The sequence below is a fragment of the Phormidium tenue FACHB-1052 genome (assembly GCF_014696675.1).
Classification (GTDB): Bacteria; Cyanobacteriota; Cyanobacteriia; order Phormidesmidales; family Phormidesmidaceae; genus Nodosilinea; species Nodosilinea tenuis_A.
Window position 1 is genome coordinate 19,596 of record NZ_JACJQN010000027.1, and the last position, 17,494, is coordinate 37,089.

The window sequence follows — 17,494 nt, forward strand, 5'->3', positions numbered from 1 at the left end:
CTGCCCTTTGTTTGGAATGCTCCGTGCCGCCCGAACCCCACCCCGACACCTCCACCCGCACCAATGCCTCAGCGGATGCTGACCCTATCCCGCTGAGGCCGGATCAGGCGGAAGCCTCTCAACTCCTCAGCTCCGGCCTGTTTGATGATGATCTGCTCGACGATGGCGCTCGGGCCAACTCTCGCCCTGGGCTGAGGTGGATCGTGGCGTCGGGGCTAGTGCTGGTGCTGGGCGTGGGAGGCTGGCTAGGCTACCGCACCTGGCAGCGCCGCAGCGTCGACCCCGTGGTGGTGACCACCGGCACCCCCAGCCGCGACACCCTGGAGAACCGGGTGGACGCCTCGGGGATAATGAGTCTGGGCAATCAGCAAGTTCTCAAGGCCCCGGCGGATGTCACGGTGGAGGCCGTGCTGGTAGAAGAGCGCCAGCGGGTAGAGCGGGGCACAGTGCTGCTGCGGCTGCGCGATCGCAGCCTAGAGCAAGCGCTAGACGACGCCCAAATTGAAACCGAAATTCTCAGGCTTCAGCGGCAACGCCATGCTGAGGTACTGCAAGATCGTCAGCGCACCGTGCGGCGGGCCGAAGAGCGACTGACTGAATCGCGATCGCTGGTCGATCAGGGGTTTATCTCTGAGGATGAGTACAACGGCGATCGCGACGAGCTAGAAACAGCCCAGTCGGAGCTGCGAGGGGCCGAAGTTGACCTCCAGCGCTCCGAGCTGGAAATTCGCCAAAACCAGGCCAAATTAACCAACGTTCGGGCTCGCATTGCCGATAACGCCATCGTCGCCCCCTTCGACGCCGTGGTGCTCAATATCGACGTGCAGCCCGGCGACGGTGTGCAGAGCGAAGGCACCCTGCTCACCATCGGTGACCCCAACCAAGAAGTGGTGCTCTTTGACCTCATGACCCTCGACGCCAACAAAGTGTCGGTCAACATGCCGGTGCGGGTCAGCATCATCGGCCCCAGCCCCGAGAACTACAGGGGCCGAGTGACCAGCATTGCCCCCCAGGCGATTACCGATAGTGAAGGCGACGGCGGGGGCTCCCAGGCTATGGTCAAGGCGATCGCCCAGCTCGATCGCCCCAGCGGCGTGCTCATCCCCGGCAGCTCCGTCAGCGTCGAAGTGATCTTGGCGCAGCGAGAAAACGCCCTAGCTCTGCCCACTAACGCCATTCAGCAAGCAGACGGCGAAACCTTTGTCTGGGTTGTTGATGCCAACAGCCGCGCCCAAAAACGCCCCGTCACCACCGGCCTCGACACCCTAGAGGCAGTTGAAATTGTCTCTGGCCTACAAGACACCGACACCGTCATCCTCACCCCCCCACCCGACCAATCCCTCGAACCCGGCATGACTGTGGAAACAACCCCCACCGGCAGCCACCCACCCACCCCCTAACTCACCCCTCACCCCCTACTCCATCACGCCCCGATGCCCCTCTCCCCCCTCGACCTCAGCCTCACCACCCTGCGAGATCTGACCGGCAACTGGGTGCGATCGGGCCTCACCGCCCTGGGCATTTTTATGGGCGTTGCCGCCGTCAACGCCACCCTCAACATCGACACCATTGCCAACCGCGTGCTGCAAGAGCAACTAGCCGCGAGGGACAACCCCAACATCACTGTGTCTGTTTTTGGCGGACGCGATCGTCCCCCCGTCGAGTTTGACGCCGCCGAAATTTCTGAACTAGAGCAGTCTGTACCCGGCATTCTCAGCACTAGCCGCGTGTCTTATCTGTGGCGGGTCAACGATGTGCGCTATGCCGATAGCGTCACTGATAACTTCGAAGCTTGGAGTGTTTCTGAAAACTACCAGCGCACCACTGGGCGGCGGGTGCTGGATGGGCGTTTCTTCGATTTTGAAGACTACGAGGCGTTTCGACCCGTGGCTGTGATCGATACAGTGCTGGCTCAGCGGTTGTTTGAGGAGGTTTCACCCCTGGGAGAAGGCATCTTTATCAACAACACCCGTTTCACCGTAGTCGGACTGATTGAGACCAAAAATATCGAAGGTAGTGAGGATGGAGAACCCCCTGGTACCTTGTGGTTGCCTGAGCCCTATGGCGCTATTTTGATGGGCAACTCTCGCTCTTGGAGCCAGCTTCAGGTCGCCCTACGAGACCTCAACGACTACGACACCGTCCCCGAACAGGTCGAGGCCCAGCTTCAGCAGATGTTTCCCGGCTACGACATTTACGCTGGCGGCAATGTCGAAGACCTCTACGAAGAGGAGCAGCGCCAGCGGGCCTCCATTCGCGTGCTCAAGGCCGTGGGGCTGCTGGCCCTGGTGATCGGCGGGGTCGGCATCGCCAACATCACCATTGCCGCCATTATGGAACGCACCCGCGAGATTGGCCTGCGCCGCGCCATTGGGGCCACCGATTTAGAAATTATGGCCCAGTTCATCGCTGAAGCTGCTCTGCTTAGCCTGATTGGCGGTACCACGGCGGTGGCCACCGTCCACGGGTTGACCAAAGTGGCGACCACTACCGTGTTTGAGGCTCCCTACGAGTTCAACTGGCGCGATGCGGCCCTGTCGATGGGAGCTGCCTTTGGGGTTGGCGTTGGTGCTAGTTTCCTGCCCGCCCTGCGGGTGACGCGCATTGACGTAGTGCAGGCGCTACGAGGAGAGTAGCACCTTAGTTAGTTCCTCCAAAATGATCGAGACGCCCAGGGTGCCGAGGTTGCCCACCTAACCGCATGCCCGAATTGTGGCAGTTGAACTCACAGGGGCCGAGAAGCACCACAGGCCAACAGCGCCCCCACCAAGGCGACCCAAACCAAACGGCGCTGTCAACGATGACCTCAGAACAACGTCTGGCTAAAATAAGGGGATCGTGGCATCGATCGCCGCGCCAAAAAAGGTGTCGTTAAACCGTACCCGAGGTTCAGAGGAGCGGCCAAAGCTAACGCCGCCGTAGACGTTGAAACGCAGGTTGGGGCTAATGCGGTAGACCACCTGTCCTAGCACCTGCTGAAAGGTGTCGTAGCGGTCTTGGGTGGTGTAGTCAATGAAATTGAGCTGGTAGCTGATGCCCGCTTGCAGGTTGGGGGTGATGTCGTAGCCCAGGTAGCCGCCAGCCGACTGAAAGAAACGGCTAAAGTCGGTGGCGGTGCCGCTGCTGGTAGACTGAGCCCCGTTGAACTGAAGCAGATAATAGGTGTCGAGGGCCAGCTTTGGCGTAATGGGGTCACGGCGACCTAGGGTAAGGCCCAGAGCCGTGTTTTTGAAAAATCTTTCCCGGTTGGCACCAGGGCGATATAGCTCTTGGTAGGTAAAAATTAGCTGCCCGTAGCTGCGGGGGGTTAACCCCTGACGCAGCCCCACCCGCAGCCGCAGATCGTCGTAGTTGAGCGATGACTGGGCCGTGTAGCGCTGTAGCCCATAGTCAGCGGTGGCAATCAAGGCGGTTTGCGGCCCAAGGGCAGGGTAGACGCCAAAGCCAATTGAAGGACGCAGAAAGGTATCGCCGGTCAGCCCACCCACATCGTTGACCGCCAACAAAATATTGTCACTATTGGCGATTGCCAGGCGGGCCGAGAAAAACCCAATTTTTGCCGGGGGCCGCGGCGGCGCTACCGGAATCTGAGGCTGATCGCGAATGCGCAAAATTCCCAGGTCGTTGTCCTCTAGCAGGCTGCGCACCTGAATGACTCCCAGCTCGGGGTCTTGCCCCGTGGGGTCGGCAGGGGGGACAGTCTGGGCCAAGGATGCTGGGGCGGGCAGAGATGGCGGAGTCAGCGCGGCAGCCGTAGTTAGATAGGTGTCGGTAACCAGAGCCTGGTCAGGGGCGATCGCCGGACTGGAGACAGCCGGGTTAACGCTCAGGGGCTCGGCGGCTGACTCCTCGGCGGGCTCCCCCTCGGGGGCTGGGGCTAGGGTCACAGTCAGCCCTCCCGAGGCAAAGGGGAGCCCTGACAATGGCGGCATCGGTACCGCAGCCGCCTCGCTCGGAGTCGAGGTCATCAGCTCAACCTTGGCGGCAGGGGCCGTTGAAGGGCTGAGCTGATCGGCCCTAGCGCGATCCGGCAGGATGCCGCTGCAGAGCAGGCCAAAGCTGATTAACGCCAGGGGGATGGGGGAGTGCCGCTTAACCAATGGAGTCTGCCCGGATATAACGTGTGTTGTCCTGTCACCAGCAGAATCACTGATCTTGCCGCTAATTCCCGAAAAAAAGGCTCAAATTTATTAAAGATTTAATTTGAAGAGAACACAAGATTTATGAATCGCCCCGAGTTGGGCTGCCCGACCCCTACCATAGAGCTAAGCCTCCACTTCGATAGCGCCCAGTTTGCCAGAACTCTGCCAAAACAGCGACGGTGCTGCACCAATGTTGAGTCGATGGTGTCACCCCTGGCGCTCAACTGCCACTGTTGGGGTATTCTACGCACAATTACCCTGTCCACCTAGGGGCTAGGGCATTTGGCCGCATCTACCTTAGGGCCAGCGTCCTATTACAATTCGTGGTCACTCTTCACTGAGCTATGGTTTTTAGTACCAACGGTTTTTCGGCAGTGCTGCTGGCGTTTGTGGGCAGTACTGCGATCGCGTCTCCGGCCCTGGCAGAGGTGCCTTGGGCCTGGGCCAATCTAAAGGCCAGCACCTATCAAGTGAGCCTGGTTTCCGCCAGCGGCAACATTCGCCCAGCCGCCGTGGCCGACTGCTTTTGCCCAGGGGAAACTCTGAACACCAGCACGGCGGCGAGGGCCGAAGTACTCTTCAACGATGGGTCGCTGACTCGAGTGGGCGAGCAGGCCAGCCTGCGATTTTGGCCCAACACCCGCCAGCTGCTGCTCAATCAAGGTACGGTAGCCCTGTTTGTGCCCCCCAATCAGGGGCGGACGACGGTTCAAACCCCAAACGCCACCGTGGGGCTCAACAGCACGGCTGTAGTCGTCCGTTACGTGCCCTCCCGACAGCTAACCCTGGTGATGGCCCTGGCCGACTTGCCCACGGCCCCGGTACTGGTGACGGCGGCTGAAACCGGCCAGGAGCTGGCCCTCTATGGGGGGCAAATGGCCTTTATCGGCGGTGGTGGCTGGCAGGTTGTGGAGTTTGACCTGCTGGAGTTCTACCAAACCAGCGCTCTGATGGCGGGTCTGCACCTAGACGACCCTACCTACCGCCCTGCTCCCCACGACCCCCTAGCCGCTGTGCGCCCCGATCTGCTGCGTACGCTACGCCAGCAGACGCCTTTTAATACCGAAAACGCCATTTTAGACCCTGCCTTAATTAACAACTTTGCCCCTAACGCCAGCCTCCAAAGAGCAGAAGATTCGCTGCTTGCAACGCCTTCTACCCCAGTGGAAGAGCTGAGACGCCTCAACGATGCGCCGCCTGGGGTAGTCAATCCGCTCCCAGACATCCCGGCTACGGCTTCCCCACCGGCTGAAGGGCCTTTAACGGTTGAGGCTCCAGGGGTTGAAAGTTCAGCGGCAACCGCTGTTGAACCTTCAACGGCGACCCCCGCTAACGCTGAAACTCCAGCATTTAGCCCGCCCCCGTAGGGGCCGTCGGCGTCGCCTAATTCTGAACGTTGCCTGCCCCCAAGATTTGACGGGCAATACCTAGCGATCGCCCCAGGGTCGCGTCTCGATTTCGTTGCCTGCGCCCATTGACTAAACTACACCGTTCAGTTAAATTCAGTGCAGTTGTCCTATGCACCTATGTCTACTCACCCGATTCAGCCTTGGAGAAAGCCGAGTTTTTGGCTGTTAATTGGTGCCCTGCTGATTGTGGGGGCAGGTTCCACCGTAGCGGTGCGCAACGTCATGCAAAGTCGCCAGGCCGCCCGAGAGCAGGCCGAGCTACCGCCCCCGCAGCAAGTGAAGGTGGTCGCTCTGGGGCGCATTGAGCCTGCCAGCCGCGTCATTGACGTGGCCACCGCCGAAGCTGGGCGGATCGATCGCCTCGAAGTTGAGAAGGGCGACCAGGTGCAGGCGGGCCAGGTGTTGGCTTACCTCGACACCTACGACGTGCGCCGAGCCGAGCGCGATGTGGCCGCCAGTCAGCTAGCCGAGGCCCGCGCCCAGCTCGCTGCCGAAACAACCTTAGGCAATTCCCAGGTGCAGGAGGCCAGCACTCGGGTCGGGCAGATCGACGGGCCGCAGCAGGCGGCGATCGCCGCCCAACAATCTGCCGTTGAAAGCCTCCAGGCCGAGCTGAGCGTCGCTGAAATTGATCTGGCTCGATTTCAAGCCCTCAACGAGTCGGGGGCGATCTCTCGCCAGGAGCTAGACCGCCAGCAAGCCACCGTCAACAGCCTGCGCGCCGATCTGGGCAATGCCCAGGCCACTAAACAGCGGCTGGAGCAGGCCCGGCTCAGCGACATCAGAAACGCTCAGGCTCAGGTGGTTTCGGCTCGCGCCACCACCACCCGCGCCCAGGTGGCCAGCCAGGTTGACTCTGCGGCCCAAAACCTGGCCCTGGCCGAAGCTCAACTGGCTCGCACCATTGTGCGATCGCCCCAGGCCGGTCAGGTGCTCGATGTCTTTGCCTACCCTGGAGAAGCTGTTTCTCCGGCTGATGGCCCCATTTTGGCCCTAGGCGATACCCGCCAGATGGTGGTGGTAGCCGAGGTCTACGAGACTGACATTGGCCTGGTTGAGGTGGGTCAGCCCGCCACCATCACCAGCCGCAACGGGGCTTTTGCTGAAACCCTGACCGGCACCGTCAGCGAGATTGGTCTGCAAATTGCCAAAAATGACGTGCTCGACGACGACCCCGCCGCTAACGCCGACGCCCGCGTGGTCGAAGTGCGGGTGCAGGTTGACCAGAGCGATGCAGTGGCGGCGCTCACCAACCTCCAGGTCGATGTCGCCATCGATATTGAGTCCTAGGAGGCGGCCATGAAATTCCCCTCCCTGCCGCGCATTCCCCTGGCCTGGTATAACCTGCGCCACGATCGCCCCCGCTTACTGGTGGCCGTGGCTGGCGTCACCTTTGCGGTGCTGCTGATGTTTATGAATCTGGGCTTTTTGGGGGCGCTGGTCAGCACCACCACCAACTTCTACGACCAGTTCAACGGCGATATTTTTCTCATTTCCCCCCAGTCCCTCGAAATCAGCTCCACCAAAGCGTTTCCTCGTGAGCGGCTGTACCAGGCGGCGGGCATTGAGGGAGTGCAGCAGGCGATGCCTCTCTACGCCGAATACGCCCTCTGGAAAAATCCCGAGACCAGTCTCAGTCGAGCCCTGTTTGTCTACGCCTTTAACCCCAGTGACCCGGTGTTTCTCATGCCCGAGCTGGATACCTTAGAGGAACGCCAGGCCTTGCAGCAGCCCAATAGCGCCTTTATCGATCGGCGATCGCGCCCCGAGTTTGGCCCCCAGACCGTAGGCCTCGAAACCGAGGCCGATCGCCGCCGCATTACCATCGCCGGCCAGTACGACCTGGGGGGCGGCTTTGCTGCCGATGGCACCCTGATTATGAGCGATCAAAACTTCCGCCGCTACTTTGACCCGCGCCCGCTGGATCAAATCAATCTGGGGCTGGTGTTGCTAGAGCCCGATGCTAACACCGAGCGGGTTAAAGCCGCCCTGCAAGCGCAGTTGCCCGCCGACGTAGAGGTTTACACCAAACCCGAAATCATTGCCAAAGAGAGCCGGTTTTGGATTCAAACCACCTCGATTGGCTTCATTTTTGGGCTGGGGGTGTTGGTCTCCTTCGTGGTGGGCACCGTCATTGTCTATCAGATTCTCTATACCGACATTCGTGACCACCTGCGAGAATATGCCACCCTCAAGGCGATCGGCTACAGCGGCGGTTATCTCTTCAAAACCGTGATTCAAGAAGCGCTGCTGCTGGCTCTGATGGGCTACGTGCCGGGGCTAATTTTGGCACTGGGGCTCTACCAGATGGCCTACAACGCCACGGCGGGTACCCTGCCCATGCAGATGACGGTATTTCGGGTGATTTTTGTGTTCTCTCTCACGGTGCTGATGTGTGCCCTGTCGGGGCTGATTTCGGTGCGCAAGGCCGTCACCGCTGACCCGGCGGAGGTGTTTGCATGACCGCTTGCGTCAGAAATAGAGTCTGGAACTGGGATGCAGCTGGTTCGAAGTGCAGCTGTCCCGCCTGCAACCACTGCTTGAAGCATCGACCCACTCAGAAAACGACTCTGCTCACTCAGCCCCTCCGAATCACCCGTATGACTCAACGTTTTCTGCCGCTGCTGTTTCCCGCTGTGGATCAGCCGATCTCTAGAGTTTCCAGCCCCATACTCTTTGATTGCCCTCGATTGGCAAAAGCGCAGGCTCCCTGTAGGGTGGGCATTTCCCACCACCCACCCCGGTTTAACCAGCCAGCACAACCCAGCAAACAATCTGTTTAGTCCCAGAGGTCAATGGTGGGCAGTGCCCACCCTACCGCCCCTTCGCTAAGGCACCATCGCCATGCGCCGCACCCCCCTCGCGCTCCTCAACCTGATTCACGATCGCAAAAAGTTTCTCACCTCCATGGCCGGGGTGGCCTTTGCGGTGCTGCTGATGTTTTTGTTTAGCGGCTTCAAAAACGCCCTCTACGACAGCCAGACCCAGTTGCTTGAGCGGCTCAACGGTGAAATTGTGATCATCAACCGGCTGAAGGAGAACATGTTTGTGCCCCGCTCCTTTGCCCGCCGCCGCCTCTACCAGGCCCAGGCCTTTGATGGAGTGGAGGGGGCCTACGCTATCTACCTCAGCGACGCCCGCTGGAAAAACCCCGACACCCGCAAAACTCGCCCGGTGCGGGTGATTGCCTACAACCCCTCCGACCCGGTGCTGCCCATGCCCGAGGTGCTGGCCCGGCAGCAGGAGCTGCGGCTGCCCAACACCGCCATGATCGACACGCGATCGCGCGACGAGGTCGGCCCCCGCGAAACCGGAGTGATCACCGAGCTGGCCGATCGCGAGATTCGCGTTGTGGGCACCTTTAGCCTGGGCACCGACTTTGCCTCGGGCAACGGCAACTTGATCATGAGCGACCAAAACTTTCTGCGCTTTTTTGCCAATCGTGGCCCTGAGGAAGAGGAGCGCAGCTTTGCCACCGCCGACATTGGCCTGCTGCGAGTGACTCCTGGCACCGACATTGAGCCTCTGGTGCAGGCCCTCAGCGAGGGGCTACCCAAGGACGTGCTGGTCTTGCCCATGCAGGGACCGGGAGGGTTCATCGCCCGCGAGCGCACCTACTGGGAAGTCAATACCAGCATTGGTTTTATATTCTCACTGCTAACGGCGATGGGATTTGTGGTGGGCATCATTCTCGTCTACCAAATCCTCTACACCGATGTGGCCGACCACTGGTCGGAGTACGCCACCCTCAAGGCGATCGGCTACGACAATGCCTACCTGTTTGGAGTGGTGATTCAGGAGGCGGTCATTCTCTCGGTACTGGGGTTTATTCCGGGCTTTTTGATTAGCGCCCTGTTCTACAACCTGGGGGCCAGCGTCACCGGCCTGTTGTTTAAGATGACCCTAGAGCGGGTGGTTAACCTATATCTAGCGACCTTCATTATGTGTTTGATTTCTGGCGCTGTTGCCGTGCGTAAGGTACAGCGCACTGACCCCGCAGAGGTATTTGGCCTATGAGTGCTACGCCGTTGTCTACGTCCTCCCCTATGCCCAAGGTCACCACCAGTTCGGTGCAGGTGCGCCACCTCGACTATTTCTTTGGCCGGGGCGATCTGCGTAAGCAGGTGCTCTTTGACATTAGCCTCGATCTACACCCCGGCCAGATTGTAATTATGACCGGGCCGTCGGGTTCTGGGAAAACCACGCTGCTGACGCTGATTGGGGCGCTGCGATCGGCTAGCGAAGGGAGCCTCAAGGTGCTCAACCAAGAACTGGTAGGCATGGGCAACCGCCAGCTAGTCGGAATTCGCCGCAACATTGGCTTTATCTTTCAGGCGCACAACCTGTTTGAGTCGCTGACAGCGGCCCAAAATGTGGAGATGGCAGTAGAACTCACCGGCAACTTTCGCGGCAAGCGGCGGCTGGCGGTGGATATTCTCAGCCAGGTGGGGCTGGCTGAGCGGGCCGACTATAAACCGGCGGCCCTGAGCGGCGGGCAAAAGCAGCGGGTGGCGATCGCCCGCGCCCTAGTCAACCAGCCCCAGCTAATCTTGGCCGACGAGCCCACTGCCGCCCTCGATAAAAAGTCGGGCCGCGACGTAGTGACCTTGATGCAGCATCTAGCTAGCGAAAGGGGCTGCACCATTCTCATGGTCACCCACGACAACCGCATTCTCGATGTGGCCGATCGCATCATCAACCTCGTCGACGGTCGGCTGGAGTCCGACGAAAGCCCCCAACAGTTTGTCGACTCCCACACCCCCAAATCCCTCGATCAAAAAATGTTCATCATGTAAAACGCCAGGACAAGAAACCGGGTTTCTTTACCACCTCAACAGCCACTGCATCTCCCCAAGCAACCCGGTTTCTGTACGCCGCACAGAATGCAATTGCCCTAACCCCCTTACCCCCACTCCCCACCCCTCCATGGCCATCTCCTTTGTCAGCAACGTCCAGGCGCTCACCTATACCAAGGTCGCCGACTATCTCCAGACCGCAGCCCTATTCAGAGACAGCCTGCGGGCCTACCCCGATCAGCCCCAGTTTGATATTCTCTACGGATCTACCCTGGTTGAAATCGAGGTGCTGCCCTGGGAAGTACATCCTTGGGAAAAGGCCGATCTAGCTACCGTGCGCGCCACTAGCTGCGTCACCATCGGCAGCAATGTTGACCGTGAACTGATGCACTTTTTGCTGGCCGAAAATCGCCGCATGCGCTTTGGGGCTTTTCAGCTAGATGAGGCTAACCAAGTGCTCTTCTCGGAAAGCGTTCTCGGCGGCGAAAACATGGATCTGATGGAGCTACAGACCTGCATTCTCTCGGTCGTGACGATCGCCGACACCTACGACGACATTATTGCCCAGCGTTTTGGGGGGCGGCGCGCCATTGACCGAGTGAGGGGGGCGATCGCGTCCTAACGCCACTAGCCCTTTAAGCTATAGCGTTCATCCTACCCACCACCCAGCGCAAAATTGACCACCAAGTTCTCGACAAGGGTGTTGGGCAGAGCAATGTAGCGGCCTCAGCGGTTGCAACGGCTAGGCCGATCTTGCTTTGAGCTAGCTAGCCAGAACTACGTATAGCGATCGTAACGTTGTGCCACGATCGGTAGCCTCTCAAGCCAGAGCGGTGGATATGCCTATGCTCATGCAGCGAGGCATCCGGGGAATCAGGACTACGCAGGCAGATAAGCAACATGATTCTATGAAGCTACCTGGTATTTCTACTTAGGCAGAAATTTATTAACAATATCCGCAGCTTCCCAATTCCGGAGCTTAGCGGATAATTTCATCAAACCATTACATTAACCCCCTCTCAATAAAAAGATAGTGCGAAGATTAGATATCTGTCGGCTCACAATCCAAGGAGATCGTGGTTATGTTGTTCTATTCCAGCGAGATAGGCCTGCTAGAGGCTAAAGGTTTACCGAAGAATTGAGATTGATAAAGTGAGCAGTTGAAAATTAGGCAGCTGCAATCTAACTAAAAACACTATGGTTTGTAGAGCGTTGAGCCGGTAGGCGTTTCCATCTGACAACAAATAAACCTACTCAACAGGCTTAAAGAACGCGATTTAATTCGTTTTTTAAGACACATTTTTGGAAGGCTAGAGGCTACTTTAGGCTAATCATTAGTGGTTAGGAGAAAAGCTATCAGTCCAGAAGCCATACACAAAATCCAACATAGTTGATGCAGTCCTCAAATCACACCATAACGGCTTGACTTAAGCTGGGCAAATGCCCAAGAAAAAGAGCAAAACTTTAAAAATTTTTTAAGACATCCCATGTTCACAAGACGCTCTAATTGGCCTGCCGACAGCATCCTTAATAGGCAGATTTTCTATGCAAGCCAACCCTGTGCCAATCAGTTTTTCATGTACATTAAAAGTCAGCTAATTCCCTGGGACATCTACGACCCGGAACCAGAGAATTGTAGCTTTGTTGCCTACTTTGGCAAAGTCTTACAAACTGTTGATCAGGCTTTGCCTAATCAAGGATTGACTTTCTATGTCACTATGGTCGACATAAAAGAACTTCCTTCCTACGGTGACAACGTCTTTGTATTAATTCTGGGTGATGAATTTTACCGGATTCCAGAATATATTAATCAAGTTGGCGGGGTCTTTAAATGCTACGGCACTCATCAAATTCGCGAGCAGATCAATCTCTACCGCCCTCTATTAAGACTTTCTTACTTTAAGTTTTTAGTACTAGGTCAGTCGGTCAAGAACATGGGCTATAGACTGATCAAGAAAATTAAGCACAGACTTAGAAAGCTGCGATTTTTGCTGATTGGGAAGGCCCATATCGCCCCTATTTATGACATCCCACCAGGTTATTTTAATTCCAGAAACTTGCCTGTCAAACCCATCCAAAATCGCACCTGCGACATATTTTTTGACGGCAGCATTGTCCAGCATATTTATCCAGTTTGGTCGTTGCGGTACTGGTCTAAGACCCCTAAAGCCTATTCCCGCGAACAGATGGTGAGTAGCCTAAAACAATTCAAGGCAAACCATCCTCAATTTCAGGTTGATCTAGCCGTTTCCGTTGGCTATGTAGGCTCAAACCATGCCGCCCATTCCACCTACAGCGACGACATGATGAATGCCAAGATCTGTTTGGCTCCCAGGGGTACTACCCTAGAAACTTACAGGCTGCTGGAGGCTATGCGCTACGGCTGTGTGACCATCGTTGAATCGCTGCCCGACCGCTGGTTTTACAACGGTGCACCTATTATTCAAATTGGTAGCTGGCAGAATCTAGAGCCGGTGTTGACAAGGCTGCTCAACGATCCAGAGCTGCTTCAAACACTGCATCAGCAGACTTTAGACTGGTGGGAAACAAAGTGCTCAGAAAAAGCGGTGGGTCGATATATAACTGAGCAGATTAATGCTCTGCGACTACGAGTGTAATGTGCAGGGAGCGATCGCCACAGCCGTCAGCCAACCACCGATACCCAGCCCCCAGGCCTGATGGGAACTACTCAAGGCCCTGCAAAATATGCTGCGTGGTGACAAAAGCACCTAGGCCCACAAAGCCGTTGCAGCGACCGCGCTGGGCCGTCATCCCTAGGGCAATAGAGGAGGCCTGGGCTGGGTTGCGCACAAATCGCGGGGAGGTGTTGATATAGATGACGGCGCTGGTGGCGAGCTGAGTAAAGCGGCTGCTTTCGGCGTAGGATTCAGTGGCGATCGCATTGGCGTGACCGCTACTGTAGCGGTTGATCAGCGTGGCTGCGGCTTGCACGCTGTCAACCGAACGTAGCGCCACCGTTTTACCCAGAAATGGGCGCTTCCAGTCAGTGTCCACCGCCGGTTTCACATCGGGCAGATCGGGTAGCAGCTCCTCGTCGGCTAGTATTTCAAAGTCTTGATCCCATAGGGTATGGCATAGCTGCACCAGGGTCGAAGGATTGCAGCCTCGGTGTACCAGCACCTTTTCTACCGCATTGACCGCATCGGGCTCACCGCGATGGCTGTCGAGCACCATGTGGGTGACCATGTCGAGCTGCCCAGTGGGCGACCAGTAGAGATAGCAGTTGCCCATGGCTGTGGGCAGCACGGGCACACCGGCCTGACGCACCACCTGCTGCACCAGCCCTGGCCGCCCGTAGGGAATAATCAAGTCGATGCCGGGATCCTGCAAGAGCCAGCTGCGAGCAACGTCGCCCTGCTCTTCGGTCAGCGACAAAATACAGTAGGGAGACAGCCCTAGGGAGTCTAGAGCCTCGTGGAGGGCCTGCAAAATCGCCTGGTTGGTTTGACTGGCTTCGTTGCTGCCCTTGAGGATGAGGCCGTTGCCCGTGCGCAGGCTCAGCCCCGCCGCGATCGCCGCCAGTTCTGGAAACGCTTCATAGACCAGGGCCACGACCCCCAGGGGCACCACCTGGCCATAGCCTGCTACGGCCTTGCTCAGTCGACTGGGGGCGGGGTGCAGCAACCCTCGGGGGTCACCCAGGTAGGCCAGCCGCCGCAAAATTTTAGCGGTGGTTTGCAGGCGTTCGGGGGTCAGCTTTAGCCAGTCGAGCACCCGTTCGGGCACCGCCATCTCCAAACTGGCCTCAAGGTCGAGGGTGTTGGCTTCAAGAATGTCGTCAAAGCTCGCTTCAATGGCGGTGGCGACCGCCTCTAGCAGGCGGGTCTGGGTGTCAAACCCGACGGCAACTAGGTCGCGACCGGCCCGGCGCACCTGCTCAACCGCCGCGCTAAAGTCTGCCTGGGTAGTGAGGTTTACCATAAGCCTAACGCCGAGAGGCCAGCCAAAACATGCCCACCACCGCCAGCGCCACCGCCAGGGTAGTCAGCAATCGCGCCACCGATTGGGCACCATCAGGGGATTGCAGGGTGGCCAACAGCAAAAAGAACACCATCATGCCAAAGGCGGCCAGCACCACCAGAGGTAGGTAGCTGACGTTGAGGGAGGAGCGATCGAGCCGCCACTGCTGCCCGGTCCAGCGCCAGAGGCGTTTGTAGGGGTAGTGGGTAGACAGCTGCTCAATCACGTAGCCATCGTCTTGCACAACAAAAATTTGCTGACAGCGATCGCAGCCAAAGGCCTCAGTCAGGGTAATGGGCTTAATGCACCCATTGCGACGACAAGGGCAGGGATAGTCGGCGTTCTGGTCGATCTTTTGGCTTTTATAAGTACGCACAGCACTGCCGGGGTGGGGGCGAAGACGGGCTGGAAATTACTCATCATTCTGACACATTAACCAAAACCTCCCCGGAAATACAACCTGCGGCAGACGAAGAACTGACTGGCGGCAGCGGTGAGGCTGGTCGGCAGAGCTTCGCTTTATCGTTAAACTGTATCCTCTGCCGCTTGAAATTTTGAGGATAAACGTGGTAGGTAAGGGCTAATCAAACCCTGTTTCCACTCGCCCCCCACTCGCCCCTATGGGCAGGATGTTGCTATGGTTACCGATCGCCTGGAGACGGCAGTGAGAAACTTTCAGCACGTCAATCAGATGGTAGAGCGCTACACTCGCCTCTGTCGCGCCTACATCACCCTATCAGAACGGTTCAATCAGCTCGATGTCGAGCACATGACCCTGAAGGGACAAATGGTACCGCTGCTGAAAGCGCTAAAGGCTCACCAGGCCAAATTGCGTGCCGCTGAATTCGAAAAGGCAGCCATGCAAACGGCCTTGAAAGAGCAAGACGCGCGGCTGCAAGCTGCCCTCGATCAGCAAGAGACCCAGCACCGGCAAGAGCTTCAGCAGTTGACCACCGCCTATGAGGAGAAGCTGCAAGCCCTCGCTAGCCACGTGGCCGAACTGCAACCCCTCGAGCAATTGCTCAACGCCGAAACCCATCACGAGCTCAGCGCCGCCGAAGCGCAGATGGAGCTGATCGAAACGACCTTTGAAGAGATTGAGCAAGATAGCTCGCCAGATCTCTCCGCCGAAGAGAAGGCTCTGCTGGCCGCCTACCGCTCCGACCCCGATGCCTTCCTGGTTGCTGCCGCCGATGCCCCGGTCGGCAGTGCGATCGAGATAGAAGAACCAGTGGCCTCTCTGGGGCACTACTACTCCGACGAGCAGGTGCCCAAGGGGTTTGGGGTTTAGGTAACCGGTTGAAACGCTTGACCCAAGCTACTTCCTAAGACACCAGCTTGCTGACTAGCCAGTTGGCCAAGCCACCGCCGTAGGGCGCACAGATCGATAGAATGCGTTCGGCAGGGAACTGATGCTGATAAAAACACAGCATGTTGCCATAGACCCCATTGGGATAGAAGGGTGCCTCTCGGGCCAGATCTAGGACTTGAAGATCAAATACCTTAGGCTGGGTGCCGGCGGCGTAGTCAACCATGATGCTAAAGCCGTAGCCCCGCTGTTGTAGGGTTTGCAAGCAATCCATAGTGCCCGTCAAAAATTTGGGTGACCAGCCCTTTTCACCCTGGGTGCGGCTGCTGCCGCCGCCGTACTCAAACATCACCACCTGGGGCAGTTGTTCCGTAGGCAAAGCGGTAAATTGCTTAATCACGACGGGTTCCCAACCTTCGATATCGAGCTTGAAGGCGGTGATCTGGGTGGCGGTGATCTGGTTGAGCAAGGTTGCCAGGTCGAGGGTCAGCACCGGGCGCGTAATTGTCGAGGCCCCAAACCAGTCAGCCGATAGGGAGCTAAAGTTGCTGTTGGCAACATTGGCAAATTGGCCCATATGTAGGGTTTGAGTCCCGACGCGATCGGATAGACACTGCTCGATCAGTCGAATGGGATATTGCTGGCAGACCATCCGCAATTTGTCGGTGGGAGAAGGTTCTACAGCGACGGTGGGAAACCCAAGACGGGCAAACAGCTCGCAGTAAAAGGCGAAGGTGCCCACCCCCACATCGACACAAAGCCCCTGGCGCTGAGGGTCGATATCGGGCAGTAGGTGCTCAAAGAGGGCCTGGCAGCAAGCTTCTACACGCATTAGATTGCCCTTGGAGAAAAATAATGTTCTAAGCGTAGAGCATCTCGGCCCCAGGAGAGTTTGTGGACTTCATCAAGATTGTCGTCAGCACCGCATATCCATCGCAGAGCAGACGCACTGAGAGCAGCCCATCGTTAAGGTGAAAAGCTCTAACACACGCGCTAATGCAGCGGCAGCGGAGCGACGGTTTACTAGGGCAAACGTAGTTGCCTAAGTCTGCTGCTAGCTGGCGAAACGCTTCATGAATCGGGAACGGAAAGATACACCATGTCAACTAAGTCTGTTAAGAAGAAAAACAACAAGAAGAGTTCTCAGCTTAGTCAACCGGCTAATGAATCTGAGAGCAAGCAGCCCCAGAGCGACAGCACCGTTTTAGGACTCAGTCCGCGAAAGCTTGGCTCCGTAGTGGCAGCGGCTGTGCTTGCCGAAGTTTCCCAAGTTGCCGCCAATAAGATCTCTCAGGCAGTAGCCCAATCAAACCCCAAAGAAACACTTCAAGATCAGCTCGACCCGCTCAATCATTCGGTGAAGACTGCTGTAGGCGGGGTAAAAGAGGCGATTGTCAATGCCGTTGCGCCAGCCTCAGAAGCGTCGGATGTGGTGGAAAGCACCCTAGTTAACGGTCAATCTGCCGCCGCCGGAGTTGACCAGGGCATAGAAAATGCCAAAGAAGCCGCCGCCGTGACGGCAGGTATTGCCCAAGAGCGGGCTGGCGAACTGATCGACGGCACTAAACAGAAAGCGGATCAGACGCGAGAGTTTGTGGTGGCTCAAATCGAGCATGCGATCGCTGGAGCAAAAGGCAAAGCCGGTAAAACGCGCCATGCTTTAGGCGATCGCATTGACGCCACCCAAGATAGCGCTAGCGCCACCCAAAAAGCGGTAGCTCAAGTTATTGACGAGGCTGTTGACAAGGTGAAGACAATTCTGGCCGCTGCCTCAACCTCTTCTCAAGGGAATGAAAAACGAGGGAAGAAGGCAAAAAAGGCCAAGAAGAAGAAAGGTAAGTAGTGGAAGTAAGCCCA

Annotated in this window: 15 protein-coding genes; 11 read left to right on the forward strand and 4 right to left on the reverse strand. The window is 57.5% G+C overall.

Going from position 1 to position 17,494, the window contains the following annotated elements; translation table 11 throughout:
• The first annotated feature begins 23 nt into the window (after nt 1–23).
• Together H6G07_RS24660 and H6G07_RS24665 are read left to right on the forward strand one after the other, a co-directional pair.
• On the forward strand, nt 24–1,400 hold the full coding sequence (locus H6G07_RS24660; RefSeq protein ID WP_171973103.1) for an efflux RND transporter periplasmic adaptor subunit: 1,377 nt from the start codon (nt 24–26) through the stop codon (nt 1,398–1,400).
• A gap of 33 nt (nt 1,401–1,433) precedes the next feature.
• Nucleotides 1,434–2,636 carry an ABC transporter permease gene (locus H6G07_RS24665; RefSeq protein ID WP_073610982.1) on the forward strand — a complete coding sequence of 401 codons (1,203 nt, stop codon included), beginning with the start codon at nt 1,434–1,436 and terminating at the stop codon, nt 2,634–2,636.
• Nucleotides 2,637–2,822: 186 nt separating this feature from the next.
• Here the strand turns inward: H6G07_RS24665 and H6G07_RS24670 are convergent, their stop codons facing one another.
• On the reverse strand, nt 2,823–4,100 hold the full coding sequence (locus H6G07_RS24670; protein WP_073610983.1) for a hypothetical protein: 1,278 nt from the start codon (nt 4,098–4,100) through the stop codon (nt 2,823–2,825).
• A gap of 386 nt (nt 4,101–4,486) precedes the next feature.
• On the opposite strand from H6G07_RS24670, the gene H6G07_RS24675 reads away from it, so the two are divergent.
• The 7 genes from H6G07_RS24675 (at nt 4,487) to H6G07_RS24705 (ending at nt 12,965) form a co-directional block, all read left to right on the forward strand.
• The gene (locus H6G07_RS24675; RefSeq protein WP_073610984.1) at nt 4,487–5,509 is read left to right on the forward strand and encodes a FecR domain-containing protein; all 1,023 of its coding nucleotides are present in this window, start codon (nt 4,487–4,489) and stop codon (nt 5,507–5,509) included.
• Between the two features lie 159 nt (nt 5,510–5,668).
• Complete coding sequence (locus tag H6G07_RS24680) at nt 5,669–6,841, forward strand: efflux RND transporter periplasmic adaptor subunit (RefSeq protein ID WP_073610985.1); 1,173 nt, start codon at nt 5,669–5,671, stop codon at nt 6,839–6,841.
• Between the two features lie 9 nt (nt 6,842–6,850).
• Entirely contained in the window at nt 6,851–8,014 is a 1,164-nt protein-coding gene (devC, locus tag H6G07_RS24685; protein WP_073610986.1) for an ABC transporter permease DevC, read from the forward strand.
• A gap of 381 nt (nt 8,015–8,395) precedes the next feature.
• Nucleotides 8,396–9,568 carry an ABC transporter permease DevC gene (gene devC / locus H6G07_RS24690; protein ID WP_073610987.1) on the forward strand — a complete coding sequence of 391 codons (1,173 nt, stop codon included), beginning with the start codon at nt 8,396–8,398 and terminating at the stop codon, nt 9,566–9,568.
• 29 nt (nt 9,569–9,597) lie between these two features.
• Complete coding sequence (locus H6G07_RS24695; RefSeq protein ID WP_242026977.1) at nt 9,598–10,347, forward strand: ATP-binding cassette domain-containing protein; 750 nt, start codon at nt 9,598–9,600, stop codon at nt 10,345–10,347.
• A 130-nt stretch (nt 10,348–10,477) separates the two neighbouring features.
• Nucleotides 10,478–10,969: a T3SS (YopN, CesT) and YbjN peptide-binding chaperone 1 gene (locus tag H6G07_RS24700; protein WP_073610989.1), complete on the forward strand. Its 492-nt coding sequence runs from the start codon at nt 10,478–10,480 to the stop codon at nt 10,967–10,969.
• 865 nt (nt 10,970–11,834) lie between these two features.
• On the forward strand, nt 11,835–12,965 hold the full coding sequence (locus H6G07_RS24705; protein WP_084173649.1) for a hypothetical protein: 1,131 nt from the start codon (nt 11,835–11,837) through the stop codon (nt 12,963–12,965).
• A gap of 67 nt (nt 12,966–13,032) precedes the next feature.
• Here H6G07_RS24705 and H6G07_RS24710 read toward each other — a convergent pair whose 3' ends face one another.
• On the reverse strand, nt 13,033–14,289 hold the full coding sequence (locus tag H6G07_RS24710; RefSeq protein WP_073610990.1) for an aldehyde dehydrogenase family protein: 1,257 nt from the start codon (nt 14,287–14,289) through the stop codon (nt 13,033–13,035).
• 4 nt (nt 14,290–14,293) lie between these two features.
• Nucleotides 14,294–14,704, reverse strand: a complete 411-nt coding sequence (locus H6G07_RS24715; protein ID WP_073610991.1) for a hypothetical protein — start codon at nt 14,702–14,704, stop codon at nt 14,294–14,296.
• Nucleotides 14,705–14,965: 261 nt separating this feature from the next.
• Here H6G07_RS24715 and H6G07_RS24720 point away from each other — a divergent pair, with 261 nt between their 5' ends.
• A complete protein-coding gene (locus H6G07_RS24720) occupies nt 14,966–15,619 on the forward strand; it encodes a hypothetical protein (protein WP_073610992.1) in 654 nt (217 codons plus the stop codon).
• A gap of 34 nt (nt 15,620–15,653) precedes the next feature.
• Here the strand turns inward: H6G07_RS24720 and H6G07_RS24725 are convergent, their stop codons facing one another.
• The gene (locus H6G07_RS24725) at nt 15,654–16,469 is read right to left on the reverse strand and encodes an FkbM family methyltransferase (RefSeq protein WP_073610993.1); all 816 of its coding nucleotides are present in this window, start codon (nt 16,467–16,469) and stop codon (nt 15,654–15,656) included.
• Nucleotides 16,470–16,736: 267 nt separating this feature from the next.
• Between H6G07_RS24725 and H6G07_RS24730 the strand changes: the two genes are divergently transcribed.
• Nucleotides 16,737–17,480: a hypothetical protein gene (locus H6G07_RS24730; protein ID WP_139297201.1), complete on the forward strand. Its 744-nt coding sequence runs from the start codon at nt 16,737–16,739 to the stop codon at nt 17,478–17,480.
• The last annotated feature ends 14 nt before the right edge of the window (nt 17,481–17,494 follow it).